Below are 18,017 nucleotides of genomic sequence, written 5' to 3' on the forward strand. Positions count from 1 at the left end.
CGGAGCGAGCTGATGCGGGACATCGTCGACGACCTATTGCGGGTATGGCATTCCGGGCGAACCGGAGGACTGGCCACCATAGTGCGCACGATGGGCTCGGCACCCTTACCGGTCGGCTCGGCCATGCTGGTCGATCCGGACGGCGGGGTCTACGGCGCGGTCACCGACGGCGGACTCGAGGAGATCGCCTACGAGGCCGTGCTGCAAGCCGCCCGCACGGGTCGGCGCGCCATGCACCGCTACGGCGTGGCTACCGGCGTGGAAGGCAGCGCGGACCGCGACGGCATGATGGATGTGTTCACCGAACCGTTCTCGCGCAGGCACTTTCCGGAGTTTCCGCTCGTTGCCGCCGAGATCGCGGCGCACCGGCGGATCACCGTGTTCACCGTCGTGTGGAATTCCGATACGGATCTGATCGGCCAGCATCTGATCACCGACAAGCGCCACGCCACCGAACTGCTCGCCCTGCCCGATTCGGATGTGTTCGTCGCGTCGTTCGCCCCGCCGCCGCGGCTGGTCATCTTCGGCGCCAACTCTTTTGCCGCCGCGCTGACCGTGCAGGCCAAGCTGCTCGGCTACCGCGTGACCATCTGCGACTCGCGGGAGAACTTCGCGAAACCGGAAAAGTTCCCCGGTGCCGAGGTCGTCGTCGATTGGCCGCACCGATACCTGAACACCCTCGCCGCGGCGGATGAAATCGACAGCAGCACAGCCATTGTCGTCACCTCGCACGACCCGAAATTCGAAATCCCGCTGCTCACCGTCGCACTGCGACTACCCGAGCTCGGCTACCTGGGCGCAATGGGTTCGCGCACCGTGCACGCCCAGCGGATGGAAGACCTGCGGGCGGGCGGCTTCAACGAAGCGACACTCGCCCGCCTGCACTCCCCGGCCGGGTTGGCGGTGGGGGCGCGCACCGCCGCCGAGATCGCCGTGGCGATCGCCGCCGAGCTGTTGGCCGCCCGGACCGAACAGTCCGGACGGCATTCGCTGGGCGCCACCAGCAAACCGCCGCCGCTGAAAACTGTTGTGGGAATGGGTATTTAATTCTTCAGGCCGGGGTTCTCGGTAAACACCTCACGGATAACGGATAGATCGAATAGCTGATCCGCCGTGATAGCTATCTCGGCGGCGCGCAACGCGGTGATGTTCTGCTCGATCAGCTGGTCGGTCATGGTCAACAACCCGTTGGCGGCCGTGTCCGGGGAGACCACCAGATCGTTCTGCGCCACCGCCCCTTTCGTCTGTTCGTCGAGATCGAGTTTCTGGTCCTTGCCGTACACCTCGACCGCGAGTCTGGCGGCCTCGGCCGGGTTGGCCACCGCGTCCTTCCACCCCTTGATCTCGGCGACGAGGAACGCCTTCAACTTCTCCCGTTCCTGGTCGATGGTGGCCTGCCGGACGGTGAGTGTCTCCGCCACCAACGGCAGGTTGTAGTCGGCGAACAGGAAGTGGGTGTTCGCGAATCCCCTGGCCGCCAGCGTGATCGGCTCATCGGTCAGGTAGCTGACCCAGCCGTCGACCGCGCCGTTGGCCAACGGAGTCGGATCGAATTGGGCGGGCACGATGGTGACGTCGCTCGGCTTCAGGCCGTTGGCGGCGAGCAGGGCATTGAAGATCACCTGGTTGGTGTCCTGCACACCGATCTTGCGACCCACCATGTCCTGGGGTGTCTCGAGCGGCTCGGCGGCCGAGCTGACGATCGCGAACGGGTTCTTCTGGTAGGTGGTGGCGACGATCTTCGCGGGCAGTCCCGCCAGCACCGCCTTGGCGGTGGTCTGCGGGGCGGACAGGCCGAGCCAGATCCTGCCGGTGTCCAGACCCGCCTCGACCGATGTGCTCGCGGAACCACCCGCGATGAGCTCGACCGAGCCGAACCCGGCTTCCCGGAAGTAGCCCCTGGCGTCCGCGAAGTACTGACCGGCGAATTCGATGTTCTTCAGCCAAGACAGTTGCACCGCGACGCGGCCGTACTTGGAGCCGTCCGGGGTGGTACCGCTCGGCGCATCGGCGTCGTCCTCGCAAGCGGCGAGCAGGCTCGCGCCGCCGAGCGCGGCACCGGCCAGCGCGGAGTAGCGAAGGAGCGACCGTCGGTTCAGTGCCGGCCCGAACGAAGAGCATTGCGCGGGTGTCATGCGCCGAATCTAGGTCGCTCCGTTGCCCGGATATGGCGAATCGCGGCTCCGGATCGCGCCATCGGTACGCCGACCCGCGCGACCAGGCCGGTTTTGCCTCGGTGCGAGCCGATATCCCGCGGCTGGATGAGATGGGTCGGTGCGCTGGTTGCACCACAGGTGAACCCGTTCCTCGCGCTGCTCGACGCCAAGCTGCACATCGCAGGCTCGGAGATCCTATGGCGCGAGGTGATCGGCAACGGTTTCGGCTTCGCCGCCGCGCTCGGCGGCATGCGACGACGGGTCTGGGCCTGGCCGATCGGCGTTGCCGGGAACGCACTGCTGTTCACCGTCTTCGTCGGCGGGGTCTTCAACACGCCGCAGCAGCTGAACATGGCAGGCCAAGCCGGCCGCCAGCTGATGTTCATCGCGGTGAGCCTCTACGGCTGGTGGAGCTGGTATCGCCATGCCAATGCCGAAACCGGCCTCGAACATCGCGGCGTGGAGCCGCGCTGGGCGAGCAATCGCGAACGCCTGGTCCTGGTCGTCGCCATGCTCGTCGGCACCGCGGGCTTCGCGCAGCTCTTCGCCGTGATCGGCTCGTACGGCCCGTGGGCCGAGGCCTGGATCTTCACCGGTTCCGTGCTGGCCACCCACGGCATGGCCCGCGGCCTCGCCGAGTTCTGGCTGATCTGGATCGCCGTGGACATCGTCGGTATCCCGCTGTTGGTGCGGGCGGGCTACTACCCGTCGGCGACGCTGTACTTCATTTACGCGGGCTTCGTGGCCTGGGGTTTTGTGGTCTGGATGCGCAGCATTCGGCCGGTGGTCACGCCCGGTCCGGTGCCGGTGGCGTCGGCGCCCTAGCCGGTAGGTTGTGGCGGGCCCGCCGGGCTCGAGTCGCGTTGCGCCGCGGCGTCGGCGAGGAGTTCGGCGAGCGAATCGCCCATGGTGGCGGAGCGGTCGAACTGGTAGCCGCGGTCGGCGGCGTGGCCCGCGTAGAGGTGCCAGACCGACGAGGCGAGCAGGCGGGCAATGGCTTCCTGATCGGGGCGTTCGGAATCGGCCGGGGTGCCGATGTATTCGGTGACCATGCCCTCGACCAGTCCCACGATCCCGTACACGACCGGACGGTACGGGAGCACGTCGATACCGAGGATCCCGCTCCAGGACGAAACCTGTTGCCACAGTGTCTCGGCGACGCGATGTCTGCCGATGGTGAGGCTGGTTTCCCCGGCCGCGTGCCCGTGCACCGTGCCGCTCTGACCGTACTGATACAACTTCGGATGCTCGGCCGCCCAGCGCACCACGGTGCGCATCACGTCGAGGATGATGTCTTCGAGCGTCTTGGCCGGATCGATCACGAGGACCTTCTCGACCTCGGCGACGTACCGTTCCAGGATGAACTCCCGTACGCGCGAGTCCAGGTCTTCGCGATTGTCGAACTGCCGGTAGACCACCGAGCGGGCCAGACCGGCTCGCTCGGCGATCTGCTGGATGGAGACCTCGACATTCGGATCGTTCTGCTCGATCAGCGCGACGGCCGCCTCGAGGATCTGCGCCTGCCGGGTCGAGTTGTGTTCGTCCCAGCGCTGTCCGCCCGCGCGCCTGCGACGGCTGCGCAGGTGGGCGGGCGGCTTCACCGTTCCGACTATACGGCGGTGTCCGCGCGCTCCAGTTCCGCCAGGAACCGGGGCCGCATCAGCAGCGGGCCGTCCGGACCGCCGGTGAACGAGTTCTGGCGGCGCACTCGCTGCTCGGAGACCGCGTCGAATTGCAGGTGCTGAGCGAAGGTGGCGACCACCAGTGCGGCCTCCATGCTGGCGAATCCCGAAGCGACACACATCCTTTTGCCTGCGCCGAACGGCATCGAGGCCCGCTTGTGTTCGCGCTCCAGATTTTCCGGCAGATACCGGCTCGGATCGAATTCCTCCGGGCGGTCCCACACCCGTTTGTTGTGCTGCACACCATGAATGAGGGTGATCACCGTGGTGCCGGGCTTGATCGGATAACCGCCGAGCACGTCGTGATCCTTGGCCGTCCTGGCCAACCCCACCACCGGTGGCAGCAGTCGCATGGTCTCGGCGACGACCGCCTGTGTCCACGGCAGCCGGTCCAGGTCGGCGGCGGTGGCCGGACGCGATTCGAGTACCGAGCCGACCTCGTCGTGCAGCCGCTGCCGGGCCTCGGGATGCTCGGAGAGCAACTGCCACACCCACGCCAGCGCCGTCGCGGTGGTCTCCATGCCCGCGCCGATGAAGGTCATCAACTCGTCGTGGATCTCCTGATCGGTGTACTGGTAACCGGTTTCCGGATCGGAGGCGTCGATCAGCAGGGCGAGCAGGTTGTCCTTGCGGTCGATCCGGCCGCTGCGATGGTCGGCGATGAGACCGTCCACGACGCGCTCGGCATGGCGCAGGTCGCGCATGCTGCGCGGCTCGATCACCCAGCCCGCCGCGCGCATGATGCGCATCGGCAGCCGGGAATTCTCGGCATCGTCGCGATGGCGGCCGTGCTTGTGCACCCAGGTCCCGAGGTGATGGATCGGGTGACTGAGGTTGGTCATGAAGCCGCGTCCGAAGAACCGCAGTAGTCGAGAGAGCACTACCTCGGACATGGGCCCGGTGATGTCGGTGCCGAACATGGTGCGCGACGTGATATCCAAAGTGAGCCGGTTCATTTCGGCGTTGACGTCGACCGCGTCGCCGGTCGCGGCGAGCTCCCGGATCCGCGCGACGGCATCGCGGGCCGCTTCCACCATGACCGGCGCGAAATTGTCCACGTTGCGCTTGGCGAAGATCGGCTGCACCAACCGCCGATTGCGTTGCCACATCTCGTCATTGAGGTCGGTGACCAGTCCGCGGCCGAAGGCCACCGCGAGCATGTCGTAGTCGGGGCTCTTGGTGTAGTTGTTCTGATTGGTGACCAGCACCTGCCGGGCCAGCTCAGGGCTTCGCACCACAACGAATTTGGCGAACGGCACCCGGGCCACCACCACATCGTCCGGTCCGGGGAATGCGGTCACGTAGTCGAGCACGGTGTGGTCGCGCACCCGCGGGAGGATCCCCAACGACAACCGCACCGATTGCCACCAGCTGACCGGTGTGTTGTGCCATCGAATGAACGTCGGGGCCCAGCGGGGCGGGTGCAGCGTGGAATCGATTTTCGAATCAGTGGAATCGACATCGGCCATAGCGGGCTCACCTTGCCTACACAATCATGTGGGACGTGCTGTCCCACTCAGATTAATGAGACACGGTGACCCGGTCAATGGCTCGACGGCACTGACCGGCCTGCCCATAACGGCCAACAGCCCGCCTGGCCATCGAAGGCCTGGCGGGCTGTTGGCTGTAGCCGCTGGGACTAGTTGGGGGTGTCGCCCTCGTAGTCCATTTGCGCGGCCTGATCTTCGGTCTTGGCCGGGGCGTCCGCGGTCGCATCCGGCTGGTCGACGTCGTCACGGTCGGTCTCGTCAGCATCGGTCGGGTTCGTACCGGGTTCAGTGGTCATGGCCTCGGACATGCCCGGCGCAGGCGGATTCAAACCGGTGCCTCGCGCACGATCGGGTGCCTACACAACGTCGACGCGGACCCCCGCCGCGCGAATCGCCGCCACTGCCGCCGGGTCCGCGGCGGTGTCGGTGACCAGCACGTGGACCTGCTCGATGCTGCAGATCCGGGCCAGTGCGGTCCGTTCCAGCTTGTCCGCGGTGGCCACCACCATGACCTGCCCGGACCGCCGCACCATCTCGGTGGTCACCCCGGCCTCATCGATATGCCTGCATTGGGCGCCGCCCTCGGCGGAGATCGCGTTCACGCCGAGGATCAGTTCGTCGAGGCGCAGTTCGGCCAGCGCGCGCTCGGCCAGGGGGCCGTGCAGTTCGTAGGACTCGCGGCGGGCTACGCCACCGAGGACAACGGTGCGCATGTGCGGGCGCAGGACCATCTCGCCCGCGATGTTGAGCGCGTTGGTGACGATGGTCAGTTGCTCGTCGCCCGTCATCCCGAGGTCGGTGCGACCGGCCAGGGCTCGGGCCACCGCGGTGGTGGTCGTGCCGCCGTTCATCGCGATGACCGCGCGCGGATCGACCAGTGACGCAGCGTGTTCCGCGATGCGCTGCTTGGCCTCCCCGCTGGTCTGCCGGTAGCGGGCGGGCAGGTCGTAGGCGACCGAGGTCGCGACCACACCGCCGTGCGTCCTGGTCGCCAACTGCTGTTCGGCGAGGGCGGTGAAGTCACGGCGGACCGTCGCCGAGGACACGCCGAGCCGCTCGGCGGCTTCCTCCACCGAGAGGCGACCGGATTCGGCGAGCAGTTCGAGTAGCCGGTTCCACCGCTGGGGGCGGTCGGTCGGTCCGGTCATCTCACACCGCCGATAGCCACATGCCGACCTGCTGTTTTTCTGGGCACGCGGACAATCTGATCACAGGCACGCTGCCGACCGTAGAGATTCCGGCGTGGCGATGCCAAGCCGGCTACCGCCGAATCCGCGAGACTCCGGCCAGCGGCACGGTGAGGAAGGACGCCGCACCCTCGGTGCGCTGGATGTCGTAGCCGCCACCGAGCAGCGCCGGATAGTCCTTCGGATTGAGGACGTGGGTCGGCGCGTCGCCGGAGCCGATCGTCACCTGCAACCGGTGGCCCGGCTGGAACACGTGGAAGGCCGGGCGAATCTTGATGTTGTATTCGGTCACCTGCCCCGGGACCACCGGCAGCAAAGACTCTCTGGTGCCCGGGTGGAACGCGCCGAGCACGCTGCCGTCCTCGGCCCGCCACGTCCGCTCCTCGTCCAGCGCACGGAAGTTTCCGGCGAGCTGGCCATCGGTCAACGCGGTGGCCGAGCCGTCCGGCGCGATGTCCTGCACAGTGACGCTGAACGCCGAGGCAGGAGTGTTCGACACGGCGAACAGCGTGGCGCCGATCGGCCCGCCGAGCACGGTCGGTTCGGTGAAGGGAGCGGTCGTGTACTGCGGGTTGTCCAGCAGCCCAGGGATATCCGGGTGCGCGGGGAACTGGCCACACGGATCGTCGACACCGGCCATCGTGGCGAGCAGTTGGTACACACCGGAGAAGTTGCGGGAAAATGAGGAATTGCAGATGGTTCCGCCATTGACCGGGCTGAAGGTCACCCGATCCGAACCCGCCTGAGCCGCGGGGCGGTCCGGCGTGAGGCGTCCGTCGGATTCCAGATACAGGTTCTGCGTGCGGGTTTCCCGAATCGGATAGGTGGCGCTCTCGATCACGTTGCCGTTGCGGTCGATGGCGTGCAGCGGCGTCTTCGTCTCATCGATACCGTTGCGGTCGTTCTTCAGCCACCGGTCGAACCAAGCCAGTTGGATGGCGTGCATATCGATATCCGTGTTGCGCTGCACACCGGGCTGCACGTGAAACCAAGGGCCGACGAGCATTTGGAAGCGCGCGCTGGATGGGACGTCCGCGGGCATCGGCCCATGGCGCGACCGCCCGGCGTAGGCGTTCTGCAATCCGGCGAAGGTGCGTGGCGTTCCATCCTGCAGCAGGTCGTACTGACCACTGATCAGGTAGGTCGGGATCTCGTTCGCCGCAATCTGTTCCAGCACGTTATCGATCGCGCGAGACTCCCAGTACGGACTGTTGTACGCCTTGTCGCCGTCGAGCAGCGCGTCGAACACCGAAGGCCAGGTGCCATCCGGGCGGAAGTGGGAGATCAAGTGATCGACGAAAACACTCGTCAGCTTGTCCGGCTCCCGATACAACCCGAGAATCGGAGCGAGTTGCGGCAACAGGGTGATCGGGAATTGCAGCATGGAGGCGAGGAAGGCGCTGTTGTAGAACCCGTCGTGCCCCAACAGGTCCTGGAACGCGTGGTTTCCCGGCATCAACGGAAACAGCGCCTTGACCGGCGAATCCGGTTCCAGCACACCGGCGGTGAAAAGCCCGCTCATGCCGAGATATGACAGACCCCACAGCCCGATCTCGCCGGTGGAGTTGGGCAGCCCTGCCGCCCAACGGATCACGCGTTTCGAGTCCTCGCGCTCCTGCGGTTGCAAGACGCTCCACTGACCCCCCGACGAGCCAGTGCCGCGGATGTCGACGATCACGCTGATGTAGCCGCGCTTGACGAAATAGTCGCCGTACCCGGCGGCGTCGCTGATCTGCTCGGCCACGTCGATCACCGAAGGCAGCGCATTCCGTACAAGCGGACCGAGACCCTCATAGGACAGCAGCCGCATCAACCCGGCACTGTCCTTGCCGTAGGACGTCTGGGTCAACACGATCGGGAACGGACCCGGCGCGGGGGTGCCCGCGGCGTCCGTCGGGTAGCGCACATCGGCGCGCAGCACCACACCGTCCGCCATCGGGAGTTCGACGTTCTTCTGCTCGCCGACCCCGTAGCGCTCCGGCGCCGGATTCCACCCGTCGGGTAATCCGGTGCGCGGGTCGGCCTTCGGCAGATCGACAGCGGACGGCGGCTCGGCGATGGCGAGCGGCGCGGCCATCGAGAGAACCGCCGCGACGACGAGGACGCCGACGGTCACGGCGGTTCGGCACAGCCTCCTGGCCGCCCGCAGGGGCTCGCGCGGCCCTCGGATCGGGCGGTACGCCGAACCACCAACGGTCGACCTCATTACTCGGGGGACCTGCATCATGCCTGCTCACCGTGGTGTTCTGGATCGAATGACCGGGCTGGCCGCGAGGTCGCGCCGCAGCAGTTTTCCGGTGCTGGTACGCGGGAGTTCATCGACAAAGGTGACATCGCGAGGCACCTTGAACCGGGCCAGGTTCGCCTTCACATGGGCACGGACCGCGTCCGCATCGAGCTCGTGTTCGGGTCGCCGCACTACGAAGGCCGCCAGCCGCTGACCGAATTCGTCGTCGGGCACCGCGACGATGGCCGCCTCGGCGACGGCCGGATGGGCATACAGCAGTTCCTCGACCTCACCGGGAAAGACGTTCTCGCCGCCGGAGACGATCATGTCGTCGTCGCGTCCGTCGACGAACAGCCGTCCGGCCGAATCCCAATGCCCCACATCGCCGGAGGACAGCAGACCGTCGATGCTGTCCTTGTTGCCGCCACCGGAGTAACCCGCGAAGGACAGCAGGCTGCGCACGTAAATGGTGCCCCGCCTGCCGGGTTCGGTGACCACCTTGCCGTTTTCGTCGTAGAGCCGGACCGTGCACACCGTGGGCGGCTTCCCGACTGTCCCGGACGCCGCACGCCAATCCGCAGGGGTGGCAATGGCGGCGACGCCGACCTCGGTCGAGCCGTAGAAGTTGTACAGCACATCGCCGAACGCCTCGGTGGCCGCGTCGCCGAGCGCGGCGGGCAGGGCAGCGCCCGCACTGAAGATGATCCGCAGATCGCGGGTGTCGTAGTCGGCCAAGACTTCCGGGCCGAGGTCGAGTATCCGACGCAGCATCGTCGGCACGAGCACCAGCACCTGCGCTCGATGTGCGGCGACATCGGCGAGCGTCTGCTCGGCATCGAATCGCCTGCGCAACACCACCGTAGCGGCCAGCGACAGCGCCAGGATGAACTGGTTCAGCGCCGTACCGTGGAACAGTGGCGCGGCGAGCACGAGAGTCTGGTTGCGACGCAATGGAATCCGCTCCAGCAGCGCGGCCGCCGCGAGGGGTGACTTGACCTCGCGCGGCACCCCTTTCGGCGTCCCGGTGGTGCCGCCGGTCAGCAGCACGAATCCGCCCTGTCGCGGCGGTGGGGCCAACTCGGACGCGTCGTTGCTCGCGATCAGCTCGTCGACGGTTGCGATGCCGTCGGCCTCGACGCCGTCGTGCACCGCCAGCACCCGCCGCACCTCCGGCGGCAGCACCCGCAGCAGTTCGGTGAATTCCTGGTCGTACACCACGGCATTCACCCCTTCCCGCGCCGCGACATCGGCCAGCTGCGGACCGGCGAACCCGGTGTTGAGCAACACCAGCCGCGCGCCGATCTTGGCGGCGGCGAGCATGGTGTCGACCAACTCGCGCCGGTCCCGGATAAGCGCGGCGACCGTGTCGCCCGGCCCGAGCCCGAGCGCGGCGAATCCCCGGGCCAGCGCATTCCCGCGGGCCTCGAGCTCCCGATAGGTGAGCGGCCCGAGTTCATCGATCACCGCCACCCGATCGGGTTCCCGCCGCGCCGACATCCGGACCGGCCCGGCGATGCCGCCGAACTGCCGGACCGCGCGGGCCGCCCGCACCAGGTCCAACGGTGCGAGCAGGTCGAGCACACCGGCGCGCTGCAGCACACCCACCGAATGCAGGTTGACCATCAGCGCACGAACGGCACTTCCGATGAAGGACATGAAAACTCCGTCCCGAGAATCATCGACTCCCTCGAACAAGGGAGCCCGAACACGACTGTAGAAGATTCCACACAATTCGGCAATCCATCTTTTCAGATGCGCCGCGCAGCGGCACGCCTGCTGATTCCTCGGATTTCAGATCAGGTGAGTGCGAGCCCGGAATTCACGAAATACGCGATCTCCTCGCATATTTCATCGAGGCCGACCACCGAATCGGGCAGGGTGCTCTGCACCAATTCCTGGGCGAGCGAGTTCACCGCGCCGATCACCGCGATGGCGAAAAGGTCGAAGCGCCGCTGTTTGGTCTCGCCGCGCTCGACCGCGCGCTCGGCCTCGCTGATGATCAATGAGGAAAGCAGCCGTCGCTGCTCCCTGCGCCAATCCTCCACCGCCTGGCTCACGCCCACCACTTCGACATAGCAGACCCTGGCGGAGCGATGATCCTGACAGGTCACCGCGAGGTAAGCACCGAAGCCACGAACCACCCTGGTCGACAGCGGCTCGCCGACGGTTTCCGCCAGCGCCTCCAATGCCCGCTCGACCGCACGCGAGGTGATCCGATTGACCAAGGCGATCAGCAGCGCCTCACGGCTGCCCATATCTTCGTAAAAGCTGCGCGTGGAAACATTGGCCACCGCGCACAGGCGTTCGATGGAAGTGGCTGCGTAGCCTTGGGTTCCGAACAATTCGAGCGCGGCGTCGATCAATCGCGTCCGCCGCTGCGCCACCCGCTGCTCCCTGGACAGTCCGCCGTAGCTGCGACCGTCCTTCGCTTCCTCTTCCCGCCGTGCCACCGTTCGATGCTACCCCGCGAGACGGCCGCCACCCCGGCACAGACATAGGTCCGCGCCGGGTTCGACCACCTACTTCTGCTGGCCGATGGCCTGCCCGACGAGGGCCTGCGCCATGGGCGGCAGGATCTCCGACAAGCCTTGACCGAACTGCGGATCGGAGATCGTGCTGACCGGACTGGTGATCGAGCAGCCATCCCGCGCCGCGACACCGTTGAGCCGGTCCTTCAGCCAAAAGAAGGCGCCGGGCACATGCGAGACGACGCCGGAGATATGTTCCGCGGCGAATTCCCGGACGTAGGTGACGCTCGGCGCGCCTTCGCGGCAATATTTGTCCACCACCGCATCGGTGCCGCCGATCGGAATCAGCTCGTCGTTCTGGGCGTGATAGAAGTAGATCGGCACGGTCGGTGTCCGTTGACCGAGCGAGTTGTCCGCAATCGCGTCCCTGATCTCTGGCAGCGACAACGGATCACCGCCTTGAAAGGCGCCCAGGTAGTTGAATCCGGGAAACAGGGTGGCACCCTGCGGATGGCACAGGATCTTCTTGGACGCGAAGACGAATTGACCGACGAGATCGACCCGCTCACGGAGCACGCGTTGCATCTCCGGATATTCGGTCGCGATGCCGACGAATGCGGCGGAGACCAGTCCGGCATAGACGCCATTGTTGTTGTGGCGTACCAAAGTTTCGTAATCCGCGGGTGCCACACCGCCCGCCGCCGCGCCGACGATATTCAACTCGGGCGCGTAGCTGTCCTTGATCTCCGGTACGAACGACGACGGAATGGCACCACCGGAGTAGCCCCACAATGCCGTCGGCGTGCTCGGTCCGTTCAACTGCGCGGGCCCGAAGTTCACCGCCGCGCGAATGCCGTCGAGGGTGGCTTGGGCGTTCATCCGGGAAGCGCCGTAGGCCGAATTCGGTCCCTCGTAGTCGGGGATCGCGACGGTCCAGCCTTGGCCGAGACCGGCGGCGATGGGAATGAGGGTTTCGGCCGCGTTCACGTAGTCGACCGGGATGGCGCCGGATTGGATCACGTAGGACGGCGCGCAGTACTGCGCCACACTGTCCTCGGCGATCTGATAGGACAACAGCTTCGATCCACCCGCGGGCGCGGGGCCGCGCGGCTTCAGGATCGTGGTGACCGTCGCGATCGGCTCACCGTGGCTGTTGGTGGTGCGGTAGAGCAATTGCCACGCATCGACATTCAGCTGCACGATGCCCATGAACGCCGGATAGATCGCCCGCGCACGCAGGATTTCGCCGGGTTGTGCCGCGGCGACGAGCCCAGCGGCAGGCTTGTAGAAGTCGTCGAGTTCAGGTGGCAGGGTCAGCGCCGGAGCGGGTTCGACTCGAACGCCCTCCGGCTCCCCCGGTGTCGCCTGCCCCGAACCGAGTGCCAGCCACGCGGTCATCAGTGCGATGACGCCGAGGACGACAACGCGCCCACCATTGCGCACGCTCATCGAAATGCCTTCCCGCTACCAATCGTGCCCGCTATTGGTAAGGGATCTTTTCAGAAGTCGGGTAAGAAGTCCAGACTCAGACAGTGGCTCGGTTCACGGCGCGATCCCGGCGGGTGGCACCGCACACCACCCGCCGGGTCGACTTACTTGACGCTGCCCGCGGTCAGGCCTGCGACGAGGCGCTTCTCGATGAGCGCGAACAGAATCACGACCGGGATGATACCGACCGTAGATATAGCGAATACGTATTGCCAGGAGGTGTCGTACTGACCGATGAACTTGGTCAGCGCCACCGACAGCGGCTGGTTCTCCGGGGTGGTCAGCACCACCAGGCTGGCGGCGAACTCGTTCCAGCAGGAGACCACGACGAAGATCGTGGCGGTGACGATGCCGGGCCACACCAGCGGCAGGCTCACCCGGACCAGGATCTGCCAGCGACTCAGCCCGTCCAACTGCGCGGCCTCCTCGATCTCCACCGGAATGGAGGCGAAGAAGCTGTGCAGAATCCACACCGCGAACGACAGGTTGAACGCCGCGTTCACCAGGATCATCGCCAGCCAGGTGTCGGTGATGCCGATCGCGAAGAACTCCCGGATCAGACCGGTGACCAGCACCGTCGGCTGCAACATCTGGGTGACGAGCACCAGGCCGAGAAACACCGCACGGCCCGGAAACTTGTGCCGCGCTGTGTAATACGCCGCCGGAATGGCGACGAGCAAGACCAGCACCGTGGCACACACCGAGATGATGATCGTGCTGGCCAGGTTGAACGGCAGCGGCGTCTCCGGCGTGTCCCACATGGTGGCGTAGTTGTCCGGATGCCACGTCTCGGGGATGTATGTCGGTGGGATGCGCAGGATTTCGGCCCGGCTCTTCAGCGAGCCGAGCACCATCACGATGAACGGCAGCAGGAACAGCGCGGCGAGCACCACGCCGACCGCGGTGAGTTCCCAGCGCCGCCGTTTCGTTCGCGCCCCTGGGCGTTCGGCCGATTCGGCCACTTGTACCGCACCCGTGACCTTCTCGAGGTACGTCACATCCGTCTCGGTGGTCATCCGTCGACCTCCCGGGTCGGCCGGATCACCTTCACGTAGATCGCGATGATGACGATGATCAGCACGAAATTCAGCACGCTCATCGCCGCCGCCGTGTCGACCTCCTGGTTCTGCCGGATCAGCTTGAACATCAACGTCGTTGTGGTGTCGGCCTGGAAGCCCGCGATGCTGCCGGTGATCACCTGCAGGATCGGCAGCGAGTTGAACGAGTTGATGATGTTGATGATGGTCGCCACCGCGATCGCCGGACGCAACTGCGGCAGCGTGAGAAAGCGGTAGCGCTGCCACGCGCTCGCACCGTCCACCCGGCCCGCCTCACTGATCTCGGCCGGAATGGATTGCAGCCCAGCGAGAATCGTGTAGGTGGTGAACGGGATCGAAACGAACACCGCGACGCCGATCGCGACAAGGAACGCGGGCGTCGGCTGCTTGGTGAAGCCGAAGCCCCGGTCGAGCAGACCGATATCGACCAGGAACCGGTTGGCGATGCCGACATCCGGATCCAGCATGTAGTAGAAGATCGTCGTCGTCATCACGACCGACGCGGCCCACGGCACCAGGACCGCCAACCGTACGGCGGTGCGGCCAGGGAAGTCCTTGTTCAGGAATTGGGCAAGGCCGGCCGAGAGGACCAGCGTGATCAGTACGACGGCGACAACCCAGATCACCGTATGTACCAGGACCGAACCCAGTTCCCTGATCTCGAACAGGGCGCGGAAGTTGTCCAGTCCGGCCGAGCCGCGGTCTTGCCCGTAGTCGGTCAGATCCCTGGTACTGGTCCACACCATGTAGCAGGCGGGAAAGGCGACGATCGCCGCGATCAGGACCAGCGAGGGTCCGATCCACGGGATCGCCGCCAGAGTTCCTTTCCGTCGCACGCTATTTCGCGGCTTCCTGAATACGCTGCAGCACCTGGGCCGGGTCGGTGCCCTGTGCGATGGTGCCCATCTGCTGCCGGATCGCGCCTTGTGCCGCAGCCCATTTGGCATTGTTGCTCGGGTAGAACTGCGCCACCGCGAGGGTGGAGCCGAACGCCTTGGTCACCGGATCCGAGGCCAGCTTGGCGGCCGCGCTGTTGGTGATCGGGATGAAGCCCTCTTTCGACACGAAGTTCGCGTAGACGTCGGCGCTGTAGAAGAAGTCGAGGAACTTCTTGATCGACTCGGTCTTCTTGCCGTCCTTCTTGAACGCCATCAGGTGATCGGCCACGCCGAGGGTCACCGGGGTGCCGGTCTTGGTCGGCGATGGCGCAGTCGAGTACTTGAGGCCCGGGTTCTTCGCGGCGATCTGGCCGATGGTCGGGGGCAGGCCCTCGATCATGCCGATCTTGCCCTGGATGAACGCGTTGATGACGTCCTTGCGGTCGGTCGCGCCCGGATTCGGCTGGGTGACACCGGCATCGGCCAGTTCACGCATCGCGCGCACGCCTTCGAGGTTCTGCGGGGTATCGACGGTGATCTTGTCACCGTCGGACCAGGAACCGCCCGCACCGAAGGTCCAGATGGACGTCTCGCCTTGCGCTTCCTCGCTGCCGAGCGGCAGACCGTAGCCCGAGACACCGCCACCGAGCGCCTGGATCTTCTTGGCCGCGTCGGTCAGCTCGGCCCAGGTCTTCGGCGGCGCGGCGATGCCGGCCTTGGCGAACAGGTCGGTGTTGTAGAACAGCGTGCGGGTCGAGGCGAACAGCGGGAGCGCGTACTGCGTTCCGTTCAGCGACGCGTTCTTGGCGAAGCCGGGCTGGATGTCCGAGAGCACCTGCGGGGAGACGATTTCGGACGCCGGGTACAGCATTCCGTCGTTGGCGAAGCTGGCGTAGGCGTCGATATTGAGGATGTCCGGCGTGGTCGACTTCGACTGGAGCTTGGTGCGCACCACGTCGTTGATCGAGTTCCACGACTCCATCTGCAGGTTCACCGTGATACCGGGGTTCTGCTTCTGGAAGTCCGCGATGATGCCGTCCCACAGCGCCTTCGTACCCGTGGCCCCGTCACTGTAGGCCGGGGCTAGGAAGTTGATCGTGGTGTCGGAGTCGGCGGAATCTTTCGAGCCGAAGCCACAGGACGAGATCGCCAGCGCAAGGCCGGTGACCATCGCGACCCCCGCGAGCACGCCGTGGAGTGGTCTTTTCACGAGTAGAACCTTTCAAATTTGCACACCCGGCGCCACTGGACAGCCGATGATGGGATCGAACTGATCGACCGACTATCAACATAGACCCAACCTTGATCGTATGTGACCGATTCGCTCGTAAATTTGACATGAACGATCACCGGGCGGATTCTGTTGTTGTGCCGATCTCCGCCGAACCCACGCCCGTGACCCATCTGGCCAACGAGGTCGCCACCCAGCCTGACGACTGGGCGCGCGCCGAAACGATCGCTGCCGAACACCGCGACATCCTCCCCCACAAGGGCGAGCGTGTAGCCGTGATCGGTTGCGGCACTTCCCTGTTCATGTCCAAAGCGATCGCGGCGCTGCGCGAGGGCGCAGGCCACGGCCTGACCGACGCCTGGCCAGCCAGCGAGGTCCGCTACGGCCGCGACTACGACCGCTACCTGGTGATCTGCCGCTCCGGCACGACCACCGAGGTGGTCAATGCCATGCGGGACATCCCAGCACACATTCCCCGCACCGTCATCTGCTCCAGCCCCGGCACCCCGGTGCTCGAGCTCGGCGACCCGATCCTGATCGACGAGGTCGACGAGGAGTCGGTGGTGCAGACCCGGTTCGCCACCACCACGCTGGCAATCCTGCGCTGGCACCTGGGCGAAGATCTCGCCCCGGTCATCGAGCAAGCCCGCGCGGTGCTCGCCGAGGATCCGGCGGTGTCGCTCGCGAACGTCCGGCACGCCGAGGAGATCAGCTTCGTCGGCATGGGCTTCGCCGCGGCCATCGCCGAGGAAGCGGGTCTGAAGCTGCGCGAATCCTGCCAGTCCTGGACCGAGTCCTACCTGGCCACCGAGTACCGGCACGGCCCGATCGCCATCTCCGCGCCGGGTCGGGCGGTGTGGGCCTTCGGCCCGCTGGTCCCGAACTTCGCCGCCGACATCGCCGGCACCGGTGCGCACTTCGAGCACCGCGACATCGACGCGATGGCCGACCTGCTCCGGGTCCATCAGCTGTGCGTGCTGCGCGCCGCCGATCTCGGCCTCGACCCCGACCACCCGCGTGGGCTCAATCGCTCGGTCGTCCTCGACCAGTGATCGGACCGGCCCGGTGAAACCCGACCCCACCGCGATACCTGGTATCGCGCCGTTCCCGGCACCGGGAACTACTGTGCGAAGTATGGGAACGGCGCAGGAAACGACGGTTGCGGCGGCCGCGGTCTCGCCGCAGCCGGACGCGCTGTCCGACGACGCGCTGGTGCTCGGTCTCGACGTCGGTGGCACCACCATCAAGGGCGAAATCACCGATGTCGCAGGCCGAGTGCTCGCTGTCGGTACCGTCGCCACGCCGCAGAGCGAGGCCGCGTTCGAGGCCATGGGGGCGTTGGGCGACCAACTGCTGGCCGAACTGACCGGAGAGCAGCGCAGCCGAGTGGGCCGCGCGGCCGTGGTGCTGCCGGGCATTGTGGACACCGTGCGGTCGATCGCGGTGTTCAGCAGCAATGTCGGCTGGCGGGACGTGAAGGTCGGCGACCGGTTCAGTGATCGCTGGGGCATCCCGGTGCTGATCGAACATGATGTGGCCGTGGCGGGTTGGGCCGAATGGCGCGTGGGCGCCGGGCGCGGATACGACAACGTGTGCGTGGTCATCCTCGGGACCGGAATCTCGGGCACCCTGTCCGTTGGCGGCCGTTTGCTGCGTAGCAGCTATGGGCAGGTCGGCGAATACGGTCATATTCCGGTTCGTGCGGATGGGCTGCCCTGCCTGTGCGGGAACACCGGTTGCGTCGAGACGGTAGCCTCCGGTGCTTCGATAGCGCGCGCCTACACCCGCCGTTCCGGACGCGAAATCAGCGGTGCGGCAGAAGTATTCGCCCTCGCCGGTACCGATCCGGATGCCACGGCCGTGCTCGCCGACGCGGTGGACGCGCTCGCCGACGGCCTGATCGGCATCGTCCACGCCGCGTGCCCGGAACTGATCATCCTCGGGGGTGGACTGGCGGGTGCTGGTGCCGCGCTGACCGAACCACTCCACCAAGCCATTGCCGACCGGCTCCGGCTTGTTCCCGCACCGCGCGTGGTGCTCGGCGAATTCGGTGCCCGTGCGGGGTTGGCGGGAGCCGCGCTGTTCGCCCGGCAAGGAGCACTCGAATGATCGGCGCGGCTGGGCACGAACCTGGCATCAGCCGAGGTGGGGG

The 18,017-nt window shown here is 66.3% G+C and carries 16 protein-coding genes; 4 read left to right on the plus strand and 12 right to left on the minus strand.

The features are described from left to right. Window positions 1-12 precede the first annotated feature (12 nt). The gene (locus ACFK0J_RS37315) at window positions 13-1,047 is read left to right on the plus strand and encodes an XdhC family protein (RefSeq protein WP_378734378.1); all 1,035 of its coding nucleotides are present in this window, start codon (window positions 13-15) and stop codon (window positions 1,045-1,047) included. On the opposite strand, the gene ACFK0J_RS37320 is transcribed toward ACFK0J_RS37315, so the two are convergent. Beyond that, window positions 1,044-2,135 carry an ABC transporter substrate-binding protein gene (locus ACFK0J_RS37320; protein ID WP_378734379.1) on the minus strand — a complete coding sequence of 364 codons (1,092 nt, stop codon included), beginning with the start codon at window positions 2,133-2,135 and terminating at the stop codon, window positions 1,044-1,046. The genes ACFK0J_RS37315 and ACFK0J_RS37320 overlap by 4 nt on opposite strands. 126 nt (window positions 2,136-2,261) lie before the next feature. On the opposite strand from ACFK0J_RS37320, the gene pnuC reads away from it, so the two are divergent. Further along, complete coding sequence (gene pnuC, locus ACFK0J_RS37325) at window positions 2,262-2,981, plus strand: nicotinamide riboside transporter PnuC (RefSeq protein ID WP_378734380.1); 720 nt, start codon at window positions 2,262-2,264, stop codon at window positions 2,979-2,981. Here the strand turns inward: pnuC and ACFK0J_RS37330 are convergent. The 11 genes from ACFK0J_RS37330 to ACFK0J_RS37380 all read right to left on the minus strand — a co-directional run bounded on the left by ACFK0J_RS37330 (window position 2,978) and on the right by ACFK0J_RS37380 (window position 15,844). Then, window positions 2,978-3,757 carry a TetR/AcrR family transcriptional regulator gene (locus ACFK0J_RS37330; RefSeq protein ID WP_378734381.1) on the minus strand — a complete coding sequence of 260 codons (780 nt, stop codon included), beginning with the start codon at window positions 3,755-3,757 and terminating at the stop codon, window positions 2,978-2,980. The two genes, pnuC and ACFK0J_RS37330, sit on opposite strands and share 4 nt — an antisense overlap. Window positions 3,758-3,765: 8 nt before the next feature. Continuing rightward, window positions 3,766-5,307 carry a cytochrome P450 gene (locus tag ACFK0J_RS37335; protein ID WP_378734382.1) on the minus strand — a complete coding sequence of 514 codons (1,542 nt, stop codon included), beginning with the start codon at window positions 5,305-5,307 and terminating at the stop codon, window positions 3,766-3,768. Window positions 5,308-5,477: 170 nt separating this feature from the next. Next, on the minus strand, window positions 5,478-5,624 hold the full coding sequence (locus tag ACFK0J_RS37340; RefSeq protein ID WP_218472014.1) for a hypothetical protein: 147 nt from the start codon (window positions 5,622-5,624) through the stop codon (window positions 5,478-5,480). A gap of 60 nt (window positions 5,625-5,684) precedes the next feature. Further along, window positions 5,685-6,476, minus strand: coding sequence for a DeoR/GlpR family DNA-binding transcription regulator (locus ACFK0J_RS37345; RefSeq protein WP_378734383.1), 792 nt, complete (start codon window positions 6,474-6,476; stop codon window positions 5,685-5,687). 112 nt (window positions 6,477-6,588) lie between these two features. Then, window positions 6,589-8,631, minus strand: a complete 2,043-nt coding sequence (locus ACFK0J_RS37350; protein ID WP_378734384.1) for a CocE/NonD family hydrolase — start codon at window positions 8,629-8,631, stop codon at window positions 6,589-6,591. 117 nt (window positions 8,632-8,748) lie between these two features. Further along, the gene (locus ACFK0J_RS37355; RefSeq protein WP_378734385.1) at window positions 8,749-10,398 is read right to left on the minus strand and encodes an AMP-binding protein; all 1,650 of its coding nucleotides are present in this window, start codon (window positions 10,396-10,398) and stop codon (window positions 8,749-8,751) included. Between the two features lie 140 nt (window positions 10,399-10,538). Continuing rightward, window positions 10,539-11,192: a TetR/AcrR family transcriptional regulator gene (locus ACFK0J_RS37360; protein ID WP_378734386.1), complete on the minus strand. Its 654-nt coding sequence runs from the start codon at window positions 11,190-11,192 to the stop codon at window positions 10,539-10,541. A 69-nt stretch (window positions 11,193-11,261) separates the two neighbouring features. Beyond that, entirely contained in the window at window positions 11,262-12,659 is a 1,398-nt protein-coding gene (locus ACFK0J_RS37365) for a lipase family protein (RefSeq protein WP_378734387.1), read from the minus strand. Between the two features lie 143 nt (window positions 12,660-12,802). Beyond that, on the minus strand, window positions 12,803-13,714 hold the full coding sequence (locus ACFK0J_RS37370; RefSeq protein ID WP_378734388.1) for a carbohydrate ABC transporter permease: 912 nt from the start codon (window positions 13,712-13,714) through the stop codon (window positions 12,803-12,805). Beyond that, window positions 13,711-14,592, minus strand: coding sequence for a carbohydrate ABC transporter permease (locus ACFK0J_RS37375; protein ID WP_378734389.1), 882 nt, complete (start codon window positions 14,590-14,592; stop codon window positions 13,711-13,713). The genes ACFK0J_RS37370 and ACFK0J_RS37375 overlap by 4 nt, the downstream gene beginning before the upstream one ends. A gap of 1 nt (window position 14,593) precedes the next feature. After that, window positions 14,594-15,844 (minus strand): extracellular solute-binding protein, encoded by a 1,251-nt coding sequence (locus tag ACFK0J_RS37380; protein ID WP_378734390.1) that lies wholly within the window; start codon window positions 15,842-15,844, stop codon window positions 14,594-14,596. A 128-nt stretch (window positions 15,845-15,972) separates the two neighbouring features. Between ACFK0J_RS37380 and ACFK0J_RS37385 the strand changes: the two genes are divergently transcribed. Together ACFK0J_RS37385 and ACFK0J_RS37390 are read left to right on the plus strand one after the other, a co-directional pair. Next, window positions 15,973-16,917, plus strand: a complete 945-nt coding sequence (locus tag ACFK0J_RS37385; protein WP_378734391.1) for an SIS domain-containing protein — start codon at window positions 15,973-15,975, stop codon at window positions 16,915-16,917. Window positions 16,918-16,999: 82 nt separating this feature from the next. Next, window positions 17,000-17,974 (plus strand): ROK family protein, encoded by a 975-nt coding sequence (locus ACFK0J_RS37390; protein WP_378734392.1) that lies wholly within the window; start codon window positions 17,000-17,002, stop codon window positions 17,972-17,974. Window positions 17,975-18,017 lie beyond the last annotated feature (43 nt).

Source organism: Nocardia brasiliensis, from assembly GCF_042691675.1.
GTDB lineage: Bacteria > Actinomycetota > Actinomycetes > Mycobacteriales > Mycobacteriaceae > Nocardia > Nocardia brasiliensis_D.

Bases quoted from the DNA above. Each gene is read 5' to 3' on its own strand.
- ACFK0J_RS37315 (WP_378734378.1), top strand. From the start codon at position 13: ATGCGGGACATCGTCGACGACCTATTGCGGGTATGGCATTCCGGGCGA.
- ACFK0J_RS37320 (WP_378734379.1), bottom strand. From the start codon at position 2,135: ATGACACCCGCGCAATGCTCTTCGTTCGGGCCGGCACTGAACCGACGG.
- pnuC (WP_378734380.1), top strand. From the start codon at position 2,262: ATGAGATGGGTCGGTGCGCTGGTTGCACCACAGGTGAACCCGTTCCTC.
- ACFK0J_RS37335 (WP_378734382.1), bottom strand. From the start codon at position 5,307: ATGGCCGATGTCGATTCCACTGATTCGAAAATCGATTCCACGCTGCAC.
- ACFK0J_RS37340 (WP_218472014.1), bottom strand. From the start codon at position 5,624: ATGACCACTGAACCCGGTACGAACCCGACCGATGCTGACGAGACCGAC.
- ACFK0J_RS37345 (WP_378734383.1), bottom strand. From the start codon at position 6,476: ATGACCGGACCGACCGACCGCCCCCAGCGGTGGAACCGGCTACTCGAA.
- ACFK0J_RS37355 (WP_378734385.1), bottom strand. From the start codon at position 10,398: ATGTCCTTCATCGGAAGTGCCGTTCGTGCGCTGATGGTCAACCTGCAT.
- ACFK0J_RS37365 (WP_378734387.1), bottom strand. From the start codon at position 12,659: ATGAGCGTGCGCAATGGTGGGCGCGTTGTCGTCCTCGGCGTCATCGCA.
- ACFK0J_RS37370 (WP_378734388.1), bottom strand. From the start codon at position 13,714: ATGACCACCGAGACGGATGTGACGTACCTCGAGAAGGTCACGGGTGCG.
- ACFK0J_RS37385 (WP_378734391.1), top strand. From the start codon at position 15,973: ATGAACGATCACCGGGCGGATTCTGTTGTTGTGCCGATCTCCGCCGAA.
- ACFK0J_RS37390 (WP_378734392.1), top strand. From the start codon at position 17,000: ATGGGAACGGCGCAGGAAACGACGGTTGCGGCGGCCGCGGTCTCGCCG.